Here is a 12,675-nt window from a genome sequence, read left to right as displayed (position 1 = left end):
GTCAGACACCGCCCTTCGAGGGAAATAGCATCAGTCCCATCGACACGACGCCAAGCGCCACGCCGGCGATCTGCACGGGTGTCAGGCGCTCGCCGAAGACGAGGAAGGCGATGATGTTGATCAGCAGCAGCTGGGCGACCGAGGAGGCTGAAATCGCCAGACCCAGCCCGCCTTCGCGCATCAGCTTCACCATCAGCAGATTGCCGATGCAATAGAGCGCCAGCGATCCGCCGAGCACCCAGAGATTGCTGCTGGCAATATAGGCCCGCGAGGCGGTGGCGGCACCGAGAAAGACCACCATGGCGGCGCCGAGCCAGAGGAGGAAGGCGGGGTTCATGGGGTCATGTCCTTGGTCAGCCTTGTGGAAAACACACCCCCCTCTGTCCTGCCGGACATCTCCCCCTCAAGGGGGGAGATTGGCAAGACGCGAAACGCTTTGCGCAGATTTCCAGGGCGAGCTGCTGTTGGCGTTTTCCTTCTCAAGACGGCCGCAGCGTTGGCGGCCAATCTCCCCCCTTGAGGGGGAGATGTCACGGAGTGACAGAGGGGGGTAACCGCGCATGCCGCCGGTTGACCTCGTTCGGCTACCGCAAGGGGCAAATGCAGCCGATTATTCCTCATAACTATGCCCCGCTCTCAAACCTTCCCGAACCCGGTGGGCGATCTCCAGGAATTCTGGCGTTTCGCGGATGCCGAGCGGGCGCTCCTTCGGCAGGGTCGATTCGATGATGTCGGTGACGCGGCCGGGGCGGGGGCTCATGACGACGATCTTGGTGGAGAGATAGACCGCTTCGGGAATGGAATGGGTGACGAAGCAGATGGTCTTGTTGGTGCGGTCCCAGAGCTTCAGCAGCTGTTCGTTCAGATGGTCGCGGACGATCTCGTCGAGCGCGCCGAAGGGTTCGTCCATCAGCAGCAGATCGGCATCGAAGGCGAGCGCCCGGGCGATCGAGGCGCGCTGCTGCATGCCGCCCGAGAGCTGCCAGGGGAATTTCTTGCCGAAGCCCGCGAGATTGACCAGATCCAGCGTCTGCCCGACCCGCTTCTTCTGCTCGTCGCGGGTAAAACCCATGATCTCCAGGGGCAGGGCGACATTGTCCTCAATGGTGCGCCAGGGATAAAGGGCGGCAGCCTGGAAGACATAGCCGTAGGAGCGGTCCTTGCGGGCGTTTTCCGGCGTCATGCCATTGACGGTGATGGTGCCGCTGGTGTGTTTTTCGAGATCGGCGATGACCCGCAGGAAGGTCGTCTTGCCGCAGCCGGACGGGCCGATGAAGGAGACGAATTCGCCCTTCTTCACCTCCAGGTCGACATTCGACAGGGCATGCACCGGCCCATCGCCGGTCTGAAAGGTCAGGCAGAGATTTTTGGCCGAAACGACGGAAAACGGTGCGGATGTCATCAAGCGGGACCCATCGGACTTCTTGCAAATGCGCTTTGCATCTGGCGTATTATCATAGGGCCATGGAGACAGCCCGGCCTATCGGGTTTTGTGGCAACGGCCCTTTTCGAGGAGGAATTCGGCAATGGATCAAGCATCAAAACCCACCTGCCGGCTCGTCAAGCCCGGCGCCACCTATGACGGCAAGCAGGGGCTTTCCTATTTTCACGGCATTTCGGCCGAAAGCACGGGTGCCAAAGGCATCTGCATGCATATCCTGACCATGCCGCCGGGCACCAAGGCCAAGGCGCATCTGCACGAGAGCCACGAGACGGCGATCTACATGCTGTCGGGCTCGGCCCATACCTGGTACGGCGAGCGCCTGGAACACCATGTCATAGTGCATGCCGGCGAGCTGTTCTACATCCCGGCCGGCGTGCCGCATGTGCCGGCCAACCTGTCGAGCACGCCCTGCACGGCGCTGATCGCCCGCACCGATCCCAACGAGCAGGAAAGCGTCGTGCTGTTGCCGGAGCTGGATGCGTTGGTGGAGATGCCGCTGCCGGCGTGAGGAAAGCTGCTGCCGGGCGGACTGACGGGCGGTTTTACCCCCCTCTGCCCTGGCGGGCATCTCCCCCTCAAGGGGGGAGATCGGCTCCATCCGTACTCCTGCCGGAGGCAAAGTCTGGAAGCTGTGGTTGACGCGTGTTTCGGCGGCGATCGATCTCCCCCCTTGAGGGGGAGATGTCGCGGAGCGACAGAGGGGGGGGAAAGCCACGGAATGCGCCATCTCAGAGATCGTCAAACCCCGCTCGCCGGAATGCCGGTGCGTTCCACCTTGCGCGGCGAGACCAGGTCCTTCCAGGTGGACAGCGCCTTGTTGACCGCCGAATAAGGCTCTCGGCTGACGAACTGGCCGTGGCCTTCTTCCGTCTTCACCGTGCCTTCCTCGATCGCCACCTTGCCGCGGGTCAGCGTGAACCGCGGCAGGCCGGTGACGGTCTTGCCCTCGAAGACATTGTAGTCGATCGCCGATTGCTGGGTCTTGGCCGAGATCGTCTTGGAGCGTTTTGGATCAAGCACGACGATGTCGGCGTCGCTGCCCACTAGGATGGCGCCCTTTTTCGGATAGATGTTGAGGATCTTGGCGATATTGGTCGAGGTGACGGCGACGAATTCGTTCATGGTCAGGCGACCTGTCGCCACGCCATAGGTCCAAAGCATCGGCAGACGGTCTTCCAGGCCGCCGGTGCCGTTGGGGATTTTGGTGAAATCATTAAGGCCGAAGCGTTTCTGGTCGGTTGTAAACGCGCAGTGGTCGGTGGCGACGACCGACAGCGAGCCTGCCTGCAGGCCGGCCCAAAGACTGTCCTGGTGCGTCTTGTTGCGGAACGGCGGGCTCATGACGCGGCGGGCGGCGTGGTCCCAATCCTTACTGAAATATTCGCTCTCGTCGAGTGTCAGATGCTGGATCAGCGGCTCGCCATAGACCCGCATGCCTTTTTGCCGGGCGCGGCGGATGGCCTCGTGGCTCTGTTCGCAGGAGGTGTGCACCACATAGAGCGGCACGCCGGCCATGTCGGCCAGCATGATGGCACGGTTGGTGGCCTCGCCCTCGACTTCCGCCGGCCGAGAATAGGCATGCGCCTCGGGGCCGTTGTTGCCCTCGGCCAAGAGCTTGGCCGACATGGCCGCCACCACGTCGCCGTTTTCGGCATGGACCAGCGGCAGGGCGCCGAGTTCGGCGCAGCGCGAGAAGGAGGCGAACATCTCGTCGTCATTGACCATCAGCGCGCCCTTATAGGCCATGAAATGCTTGAAGGTGTTGATGCCCTTGTCCTGAACGACGGTCTTCATCTCATCGAACACCCGTTCGTTCCAGCCGGTGATCGCCATGTGGAAGGAATAGTCGGTGTTGGCGCGCGACGTCTTGTTGTGCCACATCTGCAGGGCATCGAGCAGGGACTGGTCGGGCGCCGGCAGACAGAAATCGACCACCATGGTGGTGCCGCCGGAAAGGGCCGCCCGCGTGCCGCTCTCGAAATTATCGGCTGAATAGGTGCCCATGAAGGGCATTTCCAGATGCACATGCGGATCGATGCCGCCCGGCATGACATAGCAGCCGGTGGCGTCCAGGGTCTCATCGCCGGACAGGTTTGGACCTATCTCGACGATCACGCCGCCGTCGATCTTGACGTCCGCCTTGTAGGTGAGGTCGGCGGTGACGATCGTGCCGTTCTTGATGACTGTGGTCATTGTTGTTCCCCTGTTTGTTCGACTTCATTCGCGGGAGAAATTGCATATCCCAGGCCAGTGACGTGAATAAGCGCTGCTTCGAGCCGCTTCATCTCTCCAGCGCCCAGCCGTCCGATCTGCTGACGAATGACGTCCTTCCTCAATGGCGAGATTTTTTCCACCATGATTTGTGAGAATTCCTGCAAACCATTTTCACCATTCGGTGCAATGATCGGTCGCAGTATGGGAGCATCGATCAGGTGTGTTGTCATCGGGCAGGCCAGAACAGTGCTGAATATCTCTGTCAGTTGGTCTGGTTGGAGAATGACAGCCGGCCTCGGTTTGCCCAGTTCACCCGGAAAAACAGCGATTACGACGTCTCCCCGACTCAACTTCACGGCTTGTCCCAATCCGTGGGTCCGACAGCTTCAATCCAATCCATGATGCCTTCCTTCGCATCGGCTTGCGCGATCCGTTGCGCTTCCTCCTGGAGCTGTCTGCGGAGCACCTCATTATCGAGATCGGGCACCCAGATCTCGACTGGCCGGTAGCCGCGGCGCATCAGATCAGCGCGCTCTTCCTGCGACAATTCCGTTGGTCGTCCCATGGTGATCTCCTGTTCGATCAAGAAGGCACTGCAACTTACCCCACAATCTCCGCCGTCTCCAGCACCGCATGCAGCAGCACGTCGGCGCCGGCCAAGGCCCAGTCCTTGGATATTTCCTCGGCCTCGTTGTGGGACAGGCCGCCGACGCAGGGGCACATGATCATGGTGGCGGGTGCCACCTTGGCCGCCCAGCAGGCGTCGTGGCCGGCGCCGGAAATGATGTTCATATGGCTGTAGCCGAGCCGTTCGGCGGCGTTGCGCACGCTGTCGACCAGTTTCGGATCGAAGGTGATCGGATCGAAATGGCCGACGGCCTCGACCGAACAGCCGACGCCGAGTGCCGCGCAGATCGTCGCCGCTTCCGCCTCGATCTTCGCCCGCATGCGGTCGAGCTTGTCCTGGCTTGGCGTGCGGATGTCGACGGTGAAGACCACCGTGCCGGGCAGGACGTTGCGCGAATTGGGCGAGAACTTGACCTGGCCGACGCCGCCGACGGCGCCCGGCTGTTCACTCATCGCCACCGTCTGGACCATTTCCAGGATGCGCGCCATGGCAAGGCCGGCATTGACGCGCAGGTTCATCGGCGTCGAGCCGGTATGGGCCTCGCGGCCGGTGAGCGTGAATTCCAGCCACCACAGGCCCTGACAGTGGGTGACGACGCCGATCTGTTTATCCTCGGCCTCGAGGATCGGCCCCTGTTCGATATGATATTCGAAATAGGCGTGCATCTGCCTCGCGCCCACCTCTTCCTCGCCGCGCCAGCCGATGCGCTGCAACTCGTCGCCATAGGTCTTGCCGTCCGGATCTTTTCGCGAATAGGCGTAGTCGAGGCTGTGCACGCCGGCAAAGACGCCGGAGGCCAGCATGGCCGGCGCAAAGCGGGCGCCTTCCTCGTTGGCCCAGTTGGTGACGACGATGGGATGTTTCGTCTTGACGCCGAGATCGTTCATCGAGCGCACCACTTCGAGCGCCGCCAATACGCCGAGCACGCCGTCATATTTGCCGCCGGTCGGCTGGGTGTCGAGATGGCTGCCGACATAGACGGGCAGGGCGTCCGGGTCGGTGCCGGGGCGGGTGGCAAACATCGTGCCCATCTGGTCGAGCCCCATGGTCAGGCCGGCATCCTCGCACCAGGTCTGAAACAGCGAGCGGCCCGCCGCGTCCTCGTCGGTCAGGGTCTGGCGATTGTTGCCACCGGCCACGCCAGGGCCGATCTTCGCCATGTCCATGAGCGAATCCCACAGACGATCGCCATTCACGCGCATGTTCTCGCCGGGTGCTGCCGTCATTACAAAAGTCCTCGCCTGTTTCTCTGGGGAGCCTGCAAGCGGTCTGTCCCCAATCTGTTCCCCGGTCTCCGGCGGCCATTTTTTTGGCTTTTTCCGGGTTGTTATATCGATGGTTGCCTTTGCGCAGCAACTGGTCGATATTTGACCGATTGGTAAACATTACAACTTCCGGCGCGGCACTCAAGACGGAAAAGACGAAAAATACCGACAAAATATCGGGCATTTTGCCTTTAAAATAAGCGGCAGGCTATAAAGCGGTCCATTGGGCGGAACCTATTGAAATTCGAGGACAAAGACAGCGTGATGGCCATCCCGAGAGCAGCGAGAACCCAGCGCCGGACCCGTATCCAGGAAGAAAAGGAAGAGCAGATTCTCGAGGCCGCCCTCGACGTGTTTTCGCTGAGGGGGTTTCGCGGCTCGACCATCGACCAGATCGCCGAGGTGGCGGGCATGTCGAAGCCCAACCTGCTCTATTATTTCCGCACCAAGGAGGCCATGCACCGGGCACTGATCGACCGGGTTCTCGAAGGCTGGCTGGAGCCGCTTCGGGAATTCGATGCCGATGGCGATCCGGAGGCCGAACTGTGTGCCTATATCCGCCGCAAGCTCGAAATGGCGCGGGATTTCCCGCGCGAGAGCCGGCTGTTTGCCAACGAGATCCTGCAGGGCGCCCCACATATCATCGACATGCTGCAGGGGCCGCTGAAAGACCTGGTCGACGAGAAGGTCGAGGTCATCCGCAGCTGGATGCGGGCGGGAAAGGTCAATACCTGCGATCCCTATCACCTGATCTTCTCGATCTGGTCGACCACGCAGCATTATGCCGATTTCGACGTGCAGGTGACGGCGGTGCTGGGCGAGGGGAAGCGCTCGGACAACCGCTTCGAGGATTCGGCACGGTTTCTCGAAGACCTGTTCGTGCGCGGGCTAATCGTCACGAAGGTTTCGGAACTCTGAGTTCCCGGGCATCCGGGTGCCGGTCGCTGTGGCAGTGATGTGCACCCGGATGTCGTCGGCGAATGATACGGGGTTTAGATGCTCTGACCGCCGGAGACTTCGATGCGCTGGCCGGTCATCCAGCGATTGTCATCGGACAGAAGGCTTGCAATCATCGGGCCGATATCATCTGGCAGACCAACGCGACCAAGCGCCGTCATTCCGGCGAAGAACGTGTTGAAGTCCGGCGTGTCCCGCACCGCTCCCCCGAAAAAGTCGGTTTCAATGGCGCCGGGCGCCACGGTATTCACCGTAATGCCGCGGGCGCCGAGTTCCTTGGCCATATAGATGCTGAGGACTTCGATGGCGCCTTTGACGGCGGCATAGGCGCCCCAGCCGGCCGCGGAAATGCGTGTCAGTCCCGACGACAGATTGACGATGCGGCCGCCGTCCGCAATGAGCGGCAGCAAGGCCTGGGTCAGAAAGAACACGCCCTTGAAGTGGACGTTGACCAGGGCGTCGAACTGCGCCTCCGTGGTCTCTGCAATCAGTGCCATGTCGCCATGACCGGCATTGTTGACGAGATGATCGAATGTGTCGCGGCCCCATGTGTTGCGCAATGCCGCCTGCAACTGCTCGATGAAGGCTTTGAAGCCGGCCACAGCGCCGGTGTCGAGTTTCAGCGCGACGGCCCGGCGACCCATGGCCTCGATCTCGGCAACGACGGCCTGCGCATCCTGTTTACGGCTCTGATAGGTGACGATGACGTCATTGCCTTTTCGGGCGATGTTGAGGGCGGTGTTGCGGCCCAGTCCGCGGCTGGCTCCCGTGATGATGGCGATCTTGGTCATGTCGAAAACTCCTAATTTTGCGAGGACCATCAGTAGTCGACCGAGGCCGGAGACGTCGTTGCCGAAACCGTGACGATCTTTGCCTATTCCTCCAGAGTGGTTTCGAGCCGATCGGAAATCTGTTAGGGATTTGCCATGACCAATCCGCTCCTTGATGCTGTTCTTAGCTATTCCCAGGCCCATGCCGATTCGACCGGCCTTTGCCAGACGCCGATCTCCGGCCTGTCCATCGTCCGGTTGTTGGCGCCGAGCGGTCTCGAATGTGCGATCAGCCGGCCGCTCGTGTGTCTTGTCCTTCAGGGCGACAAGCATGTGGCGATGGGCACACAGAGCTTTGCGTTCGGCGCGGGCGATTCGCTGCTGATCACGGCCGATGTGCCGACGGTCAGTCAGATCACCAGGGCCAGTCGGGACGAACCCTACCTGTCCTTCGTGCTGGAACTGGACACGGCGGTCGTTGCCGAACTGTCGCTGCGGATGAAGGATGCACCGGTTGCCGGGCCGCCGGTTCGCGTGGAGCCGACCGATTCCCAGGTGGCCGATGCCGCATTGCGGCTGATGAGCCTGCTGGATCGGCCGGAATCCCTTCCCGTTCTCGTTGGGTCCGTGGTCAGGGAGCTTCACTATTGGCTTCTGGTCGGGCGGCACGGGGCGGAGATCCGGCGTCTGGGCTGGCCGGACGGTCATTCGCATCGCGTCGGACGCGCCATCGCCAAGCTGAGGTCCGATTTCGCGCAGCCGCTGCGGGTCGAGCAACTGGCCTCTTTGGCCGGCATGAGCCCGTCGTCGTTCCACCAGCATTTTCGCAGTGAGACCTCACTGTCGCCACTGCAGTTTCAAAAGCAGCTTCGCCTGATCGAGGCCAGACGCATCATGCTGTCGGAGGGAAGGACGGCGAGCAGCGCCGCTTTTGCGGTGGGTTACGAGAGCGTGTCGCAGTTCAACCGGGAATACCGCAGACTGTTCGGGCTGCCTCCGGCGCGCGACGCCGAAACGGCACGGGGCGCTACGCGGCCGGCCGCCTGATTGGTCGCCGCGGCCTGTCAGATGCGCCTTGCACGGACAATCGCAAAGGCAGATGGCGATGTGTTGGCCTCCCGCGGTCAGGCCCCGGCGACCGATTTTGGTGTCAGGCCCGAGCGCCCTTGCCGAGCGACAGCCAGGCGCGGTCCGTGGCGAAGGTCATGAAAGCATCGGCGCTCATCGGCCGGGCGAGGGCGAAACCCTGCAGCGTATGGCAGCCGAGATCGCGCAGGATATCGGCATGATCCAGGGTCTCGACGCCTTCCGCAATGATCTCGATGCCGAGCGAGCGACCGATATCGACGATTGAGCTGATCAGCCGGCGCTGCGGCTCGGAGGTCAGGATCGGCATGGTCAACTGCCGGTCGATCTTCAGACGGGCGGGCGACAGTTTCAGCAGGCTGAGGATCGAGGCATAACCGGTGCCGAAATCGTCGATCTCGATCTCGATGCCGCAGCTCTTGATGCGTTCGATGGCCACGGCCACAGCCTCGCCCTTGTCGTCGAAGGAAATCGACTCGAGCAATTCGAAGGAGAGCGAGCCGGGTGCGATCTGCAGATCCTGCAGGCGGCTCATCAAGGTCTCGTCAAACAGGCGCTGCGCCGAGATATTGACCGAAACTCTGGGAATGTTCAGTTCGGCGGCGGCCCAACGGGTCGATTGCAGCAGCGCCTGTTCGAGGATCGCCGCGTCGATCTGCGAGACGACGTTGAGGTTTTCGGCGACCTTCAGGAAGGCGTCCGGCGACAGCAGCCCGTGTTCGGGATGCTGCCAGCGCGCCAGCGCCTCGACGCCGGAGATTTCCAGGGTCTCGGCATCAAACTGCGGCTGGAAGAATGCCAGGAAACCGTCCTGGTCGAGCGAGCGCAGGATGGCGTCGGCGGTGCGCTTGGTATTGATGGTCATCGACTTCAGCGTGTCGGTATAGTGCTCGACGCGGTTGCGGCCCTGGCGCTTGGCCTCATAGAGGGCGATATCGGCATTGATCAGCAGTTGCTCCACGGCGAACTCAGCGCGCCGGCGCGTGGCGATGCCTGCGCTGGCGGCGACCCGGCATTCGTGGCCGGCATAGCTGATCGGCACGTTGACGGCGTCGATCAGCCGGCGGGCAAGGTCACCTGCTTCCGGTTCCGTCCTGAGACCCCGGCAGACCACGACAAACTCGTCGCCACCGATGCGGGCGACAAAGTCGCCGGCGCGGATATGGTCGCGCAATTGCTGGGCGGCATGGCGCAGGATCTCGTCGCCGGCGCCGTGGCCCATGGTATCGTTGATGTCCTTGAAGCGGTCGAGATCGATATGCAACAGGGTCAGCGGTGCATCGGCAACAGGCTCATGGTCAATCTCCAGCAGATACTGGTCGAGATAGCGCCGGTTGGGCAGGAGGGTGAGGGCATCGTGCAGCGAGTTATGCTCCATGTGCCGGCGGGCCTGGTCCAGGGCCAGATTGTGGATCTCCGCCTCGGACTTGGCGGCCCGCAGCTCTTCCTGAAGCCGGATGTCGGCGGTGACGTTCCAGTTGACGCCGACGATCTTCTTGCGGAAGCGTGCATCGCGATACATCGTGCCATAGGCACGGATATGGCGGATTTCGCCGTTGGCACAGGCGATGCGGAATTCGGTCGAGTAGTCGCGGCCCGACTTGACGGCGTTTGCAAAGACGCGCTCTGCCTCCTCCAGATCGTCCGGGTGGATGGCACACCGCCAATCCTCGTAGGTGCAGGCCTCGCGGGCCGGGTCGACGCCATAGAGCAGCTTCATGCGGGTATCCCATTCGAGGTTGCCGCTGCCGACATCGAGCTCCCAGACGCCGATCTTCGAGGCTTCCAGGGCGATCTGGAAGCGATGCGACAGGGCCCGCAATTCCTCCTCGCGCTGGCGCAGCACCGCGATGTTGCGCTGGCGTTCGCGCAGCAACCGCGCCACCCAGAGAACCGGCGCCATGATCATCACGGCGACCAGCATCATGACGGTGCGGAAGAGCCAGATGTCGGGCGGCAGCCTGTCCCAGCCGCCTTTCGGAACAGCGGCCAGAATCCAGGTTTCCTGGCCGAAATTGACTTCCATGCGGACTGGATCGGCGAGCATCGTTGACTGGTCACCGAAAAACAGGATGCTGGAGCTGTCTGTGTCCCGTTTCGACGCGATGGCGATGTCGAGAAACGGATTGTCGACCAGAAGGCCGCTGTCGCGGTACAAGGCATCAATGTCGATGACGGCCGACAGGATGCCCCAGAATGTGCGTCCACCGTTGATGGTTTCATTGACGATGGGATAGCGCACGATCAGGCCACGGCCACCCTGGAGAAGGTCGACCGGCCCGGTGACCACATATCGACCGGTCTGCTGCACCCGCATGACAGCGTCATGCTGGATGGAATCGGTGCGGAAATCGAAGCCGATCGTCTGCTTGTTGGCCTGGTAAGGGTAGACGAATTTGATGACGAGGTCTGGTGCGGCGGCAATATTGCGCAATTGCGACGGCGCCTCGAAAATGCGTGCGGACAGGGCCGAAAACCGTTCCTGGGTGATGTCCGGTTCGGTGTCCAGCGTTGCGACGAATCCTTGCATGAGCTGGATATTGGCGTTGATATCTCCCTCAAGCTTGGCGCGCACGACCCCAAGGTTTTGGGTGACGCCGAAGCGCATCATCTCGCGGTGAAACCCGCGTTTCTGGACGTCGGCATAGGCGATCGACAGGGCGACCGCCAGAATGACGATCAGGGCCGGCGCGTAGTATTGCGCCGCCGTGCCGAGTGCGTTCCATGGAAATCGGTTTCTTTCATGCGCCGTCATTCAGGAATGGTCCCTCGCCAGAGCTTAAGGGTGCATCTTTCCGGCAAACCCTTTACCCCCGATTCAAGGGATGCACGTAATCCTTCAATAAACTCTGAAGACAAGCGGAGAATCTTGACCAGGTGGCGTTTTGTCATCCCAAAAACGACAAGGCCCCTGGGAAGGGGGCTTTGCCCTCTGCAGATGCCGGGGTCGGTCTATTCGGCGGCCTGGACCGACATCGGGTTATTCGGATGGGTCGTCCAGTTGGCATAGGTCGGATCGACCGGCTTGCCGGTGCGCTGGTCGAGCGTTCCGGCGTCGAGGCCGACCATGGTGATGCAGTTTTCGACCGGACAGACGTTGACGCAGAGGTTGCAGCCGACGCATTCGTCCTCCATCACCTCGAAATGGCGGATGCCGTTGACCGAGCTGGTGATCGCCTGGTGCGAGGTGTCCTCGCAGGCGATGTGACAGCGGCCGCATTCGATGCAGGCATCCTGATCGATGCGCGCCTTGGCGATATAGTTGAGGTTGAGATATTGCCAGTCGGTGACATTGGGCACGGCGCGGCCGGTAATGTCGTCGAGATTGCGGTGGCCCTTGGCGTCCATCCAGTCGGAAAGGCCCGTGATCATTTCCTGGACGATCTTGAAGCCGTAGGTCATCGCCGCGGTGCAGACCTGCACATTGCCGGCGCCGAGCACCATGAATTCGGCTGCATCGCGCCAGGTGGTCACACCGCCGATGCCGGAGATCGGCAGGCCGTAGGTTTCCGGATCGCGGGCGATTTCGGCGACCATGTTGAGGGCGATCGGCTTGACGGCCGGGCCGCAATAGCCGCCATGGGTGCCCTTGCCGTGGATCGAGGGTTCCGGCGAGAAGTTGTCGAGATCGACCGAGGTGATCGAGTTGATCGTGTTGATCAGCGACACGGCGTCGGTGCCGCCGGCTTTTGCGGCGCGGGCCGGCTTGCGGATATCGGCGATGTTCGGGGTCAGCTTGGTGATGACGGGCATGCGGCTATACTGCTTGCACCAGCGCACCACCATCTCGATATATTCCGGCACCTGGCCGACGGCCGCCCCCATGCCGCGCTCGGACATGCCGTGCGGACAGCCGAAATTGAGCTCGATGCCGTCGGCGCCGGTTTCCTCGACCAGCGGCAGGATGGCCTTCCAGCTTTCCTCGACGCAGGGCACCATGATCGAGGCGATGAGCGCCCGGTCCGGCCAGTTCTTCTTGACCATCTTCATTTCCTGCAGGTTGATCTGCAGCGGCCGGTCGGTGATCAGTTCGATATTGTTGAGGCCGAGCAATCGGCGGTCGGCACCCCAGATGGCGCCGTAGCGTGGGCCGTTGACGTTGACGACCGGCGGGCCTTCCTCGCCGAGCGTCTTCCAGACCACGCCGCCCCATCCGGCCCTGAAGGCGCGCTCGACGTTATAGGCCTTGTCGGTCGGTGGCGCCGAGGCGAGCCAGAAGGGGTTCGGCGATTTGATGCCGACGAAATCATTGCGCAGATCAGCCATTTAAAATGTCCTCTCGAAAAGCAGGTCCGGGAAAGCCATGACACG

General features: G+C 61.9%; 12 protein-coding genes. 3 read left to right on the top strand and 9 right to left on the bottom strand.

Annotation, left to right across the window (positions count from 1 at the left end; genetic code table 11):
* Position 1 precedes the first annotated feature (1 nt).
* A complete protein-coding gene (locus HGO38_RS06850) occupies positions 2 to 337 on the bottom strand; it encodes a hypothetical protein (RefSeq protein ID WP_250955147.1) in 336 nt (111 codons plus the stop codon).
* Between the two features lie 273 nt (positions 338 to 610).
* Positions 611 to 1,402 carry an ABC transporter ATP-binding protein gene (locus HGO38_RS06845; protein ID WP_250955146.1) on the bottom strand — a complete coding sequence of 264 codons (792 nt, stop codon included), beginning with the start codon at positions 1,400 to 1,402 and terminating at the stop codon, positions 611 to 613.
* A gap of 124 nt (positions 1,403 to 1,526) precedes the next feature.
* On the opposite strand from HGO38_RS06845, the gene HGO38_RS06840 reads away from it, so the two are divergent.
* The gene (locus tag HGO38_RS06840; RefSeq protein ID WP_250955145.1) at positions 1,527 to 1,952 is read left to right on the top strand and encodes a cupin domain-containing protein; all 426 of its coding nucleotides are present in this window, start codon (positions 1,527 to 1,529) and stop codon (positions 1,950 to 1,952) included.
* 230 nt (positions 1,953 to 2,182) lie between these two features.
* Here HGO38_RS06840 and hydA read toward each other — a convergent pair whose 3' ends face one another.
* Genes hydA through HGO38_RS06820 form a run of 4 tightly spaced genes read right to left on the bottom strand, consistent with a single transcriptional unit; the run spans position 2,183 to position 5,512 of the window.
* Positions 2,183 to 3,637, bottom strand: coding sequence for a dihydropyrimidinase (hydA, locus tag HGO38_RS06835; protein WP_250955144.1), 1,455 nt, complete (start codon positions 3,635 to 3,637; stop codon positions 2,183 to 2,185).
* Positions 3,634 to 4,014 (bottom strand): type II toxin-antitoxin system PemK/MazF family toxin, encoded by a 381-nt coding sequence (locus HGO38_RS06830; RefSeq protein WP_250955143.1) that lies wholly within the window; start codon positions 4,012 to 4,014, stop codon positions 3,634 to 3,636. The genes hydA and HGO38_RS06830 overlap by 4 nt, the downstream gene beginning before the upstream one ends.
* Positions 4,011 to 4,244, bottom strand: coding sequence for an antitoxin MazE-like protein (locus HGO38_RS06825; protein ID WP_250955142.1), 234 nt, complete (start codon positions 4,242 to 4,244; stop codon positions 4,011 to 4,013). Before HGO38_RS06825 ends, HGO38_RS06830 begins: the two co-directional genes overlap by 4 nt.
* A gap of 14 nt (positions 4,245 to 4,258) precedes the next feature.
* The gene (locus tag HGO38_RS06820) at positions 4,259 to 5,512 is read right to left on the bottom strand and encodes a Zn-dependent hydrolase (protein WP_250955141.1); all 1,254 of its coding nucleotides are present in this window, start codon (positions 5,510 to 5,512) and stop codon (positions 4,259 to 4,261) included.
* A 303-nt stretch (positions 5,513 to 5,815) separates the two neighbouring features.
* Here HGO38_RS06820 and HGO38_RS06815 point away from each other — a divergent pair, with 303 nt between their 5' ends.
* Positions 5,816 to 6,469, top strand: coding sequence for a TetR family transcriptional regulator C-terminal domain-containing protein (locus HGO38_RS06815; protein ID WP_250955140.1), 654 nt, complete (start codon positions 5,816 to 5,818; stop codon positions 6,467 to 6,469).
* A 74-nt stretch (positions 6,470 to 6,543) separates the two neighbouring features.
* Here the strand turns inward: HGO38_RS06815 and HGO38_RS06810 are convergent, their stop codons facing one another.
* Entirely contained in the window at positions 6,544 to 7,299 is a 756-nt protein-coding gene (locus HGO38_RS06810; RefSeq protein WP_250955139.1) for an SDR family NAD(P)-dependent oxidoreductase, read from the bottom strand.
* A gap of 135 nt (positions 7,300 to 7,434) precedes the next feature.
* On the opposite strand from HGO38_RS06810, the gene HGO38_RS06805 reads away from it, so the two are divergent.
* Positions 7,435 to 8,325 (top strand): AraC family transcriptional regulator, encoded by an 891-nt coding sequence (locus tag HGO38_RS06805; RefSeq protein ID WP_250955138.1) that lies wholly within the window; start codon positions 7,435 to 7,437, stop codon positions 8,323 to 8,325.
* A gap of 103 nt (positions 8,326 to 8,428) precedes the next feature.
* Here HGO38_RS06805 and HGO38_RS06800 read toward each other — a convergent pair whose 3' ends face one another.
* Both HGO38_RS06800 and preA read right to left on the bottom strand, forming a co-directional pair.
* Positions 8,429 to 11,119: a bifunctional diguanylate cyclase/phosphodiesterase gene (locus tag HGO38_RS06800; protein WP_250955137.1), complete on the bottom strand. Its 2,691-nt coding sequence runs from the start codon at positions 11,117 to 11,119 to the stop codon at positions 8,429 to 8,431.
* A gap of 197 nt (positions 11,120 to 11,316) precedes the next feature.
* Complete coding sequence (gene preA / locus HGO38_RS06795) at positions 11,317 to 12,630, bottom strand: NAD-dependent dihydropyrimidine dehydrogenase subunit PreA (protein WP_250955136.1); 1,314 nt, start codon at positions 12,628 to 12,630, stop codon at positions 11,317 to 11,319.
* Between the last annotated feature and the right edge of the window lie 45 nt (positions 12,631 to 12,675).

It is taken from the genome of Rhizobium sp. CG5 (assembly GCF_023701945.1).
Lineage (GTDB): Bacteria > Pseudomonadota > Alphaproteobacteria > Rhizobiales > Rhizobiaceae > Allorhizobium.
This window is presented reverse-complemented; position numbering and strand designations above follow the sequence as displayed.

Bases quoted from the DNA above. Each gene is read 5' to 3' on its own strand.
- HGO38_RS06805 (WP_250955138.1), top strand. From the start codon at position 7,435: ATGACCAATCCGCTCCTTGATGCTGTTCTTAGCTATTCCCAGGCCCAT.
- HGO38_RS06850 (WP_250955147.1), bottom strand. From the start codon at position 337: ATGAACCCCGCCTTCCTCCTCTGGCTCGGCGCCGCCATGGTGGTCTTT.
- HGO38_RS06845 (WP_250955146.1), bottom strand. From the start codon at position 1,402: ATGACATCCGCACCGTTTTCCGTCGTTTCGGCCAAAAATCTCTGCCTG.
- HGO38_RS06815 (WP_250955140.1), top strand. From the start codon at position 5,816: ATGGCCATCCCGAGAGCAGCGAGAACCCAGCGCCGGACCCGTATCCAG.
- HGO38_RS06800 (WP_250955137.1), bottom strand. From the start codon at position 11,119: ATGACGGCGCATGAAAGAAACCGATTTCCATGGAACGCACTCGGCACG.
- HGO38_RS06840 (WP_250955145.1), top strand. From the start codon at position 1,527: ATGGATCAAGCATCAAAACCCACCTGCCGGCTCGTCAAGCCCGGCGCC.
- HGO38_RS06820 (WP_250955141.1), bottom strand. From the start codon at position 5,512: ATGACGGCAGCACCCGGCGAGAACATGCGCGTGAATGGCGATCGTCTG.
- preA (WP_250955136.1), bottom strand. From the start codon at position 12,630: ATGGCTGATCTGCGCAATGATTTCGTCGGCATCAAATCGCCGAACCCC.
- HGO38_RS06810 (WP_250955139.1), bottom strand. From the start codon at position 7,299: ATGACCAAGATCGCCATCATCACGGGAGCCAGCCGCGGACTGGGCCGC.
- hydA (WP_250955144.1), bottom strand. From the start codon at position 3,637: ATGACCACAGTCATCAAGAACGGCACGATCGTCACCGCCGACCTCACC.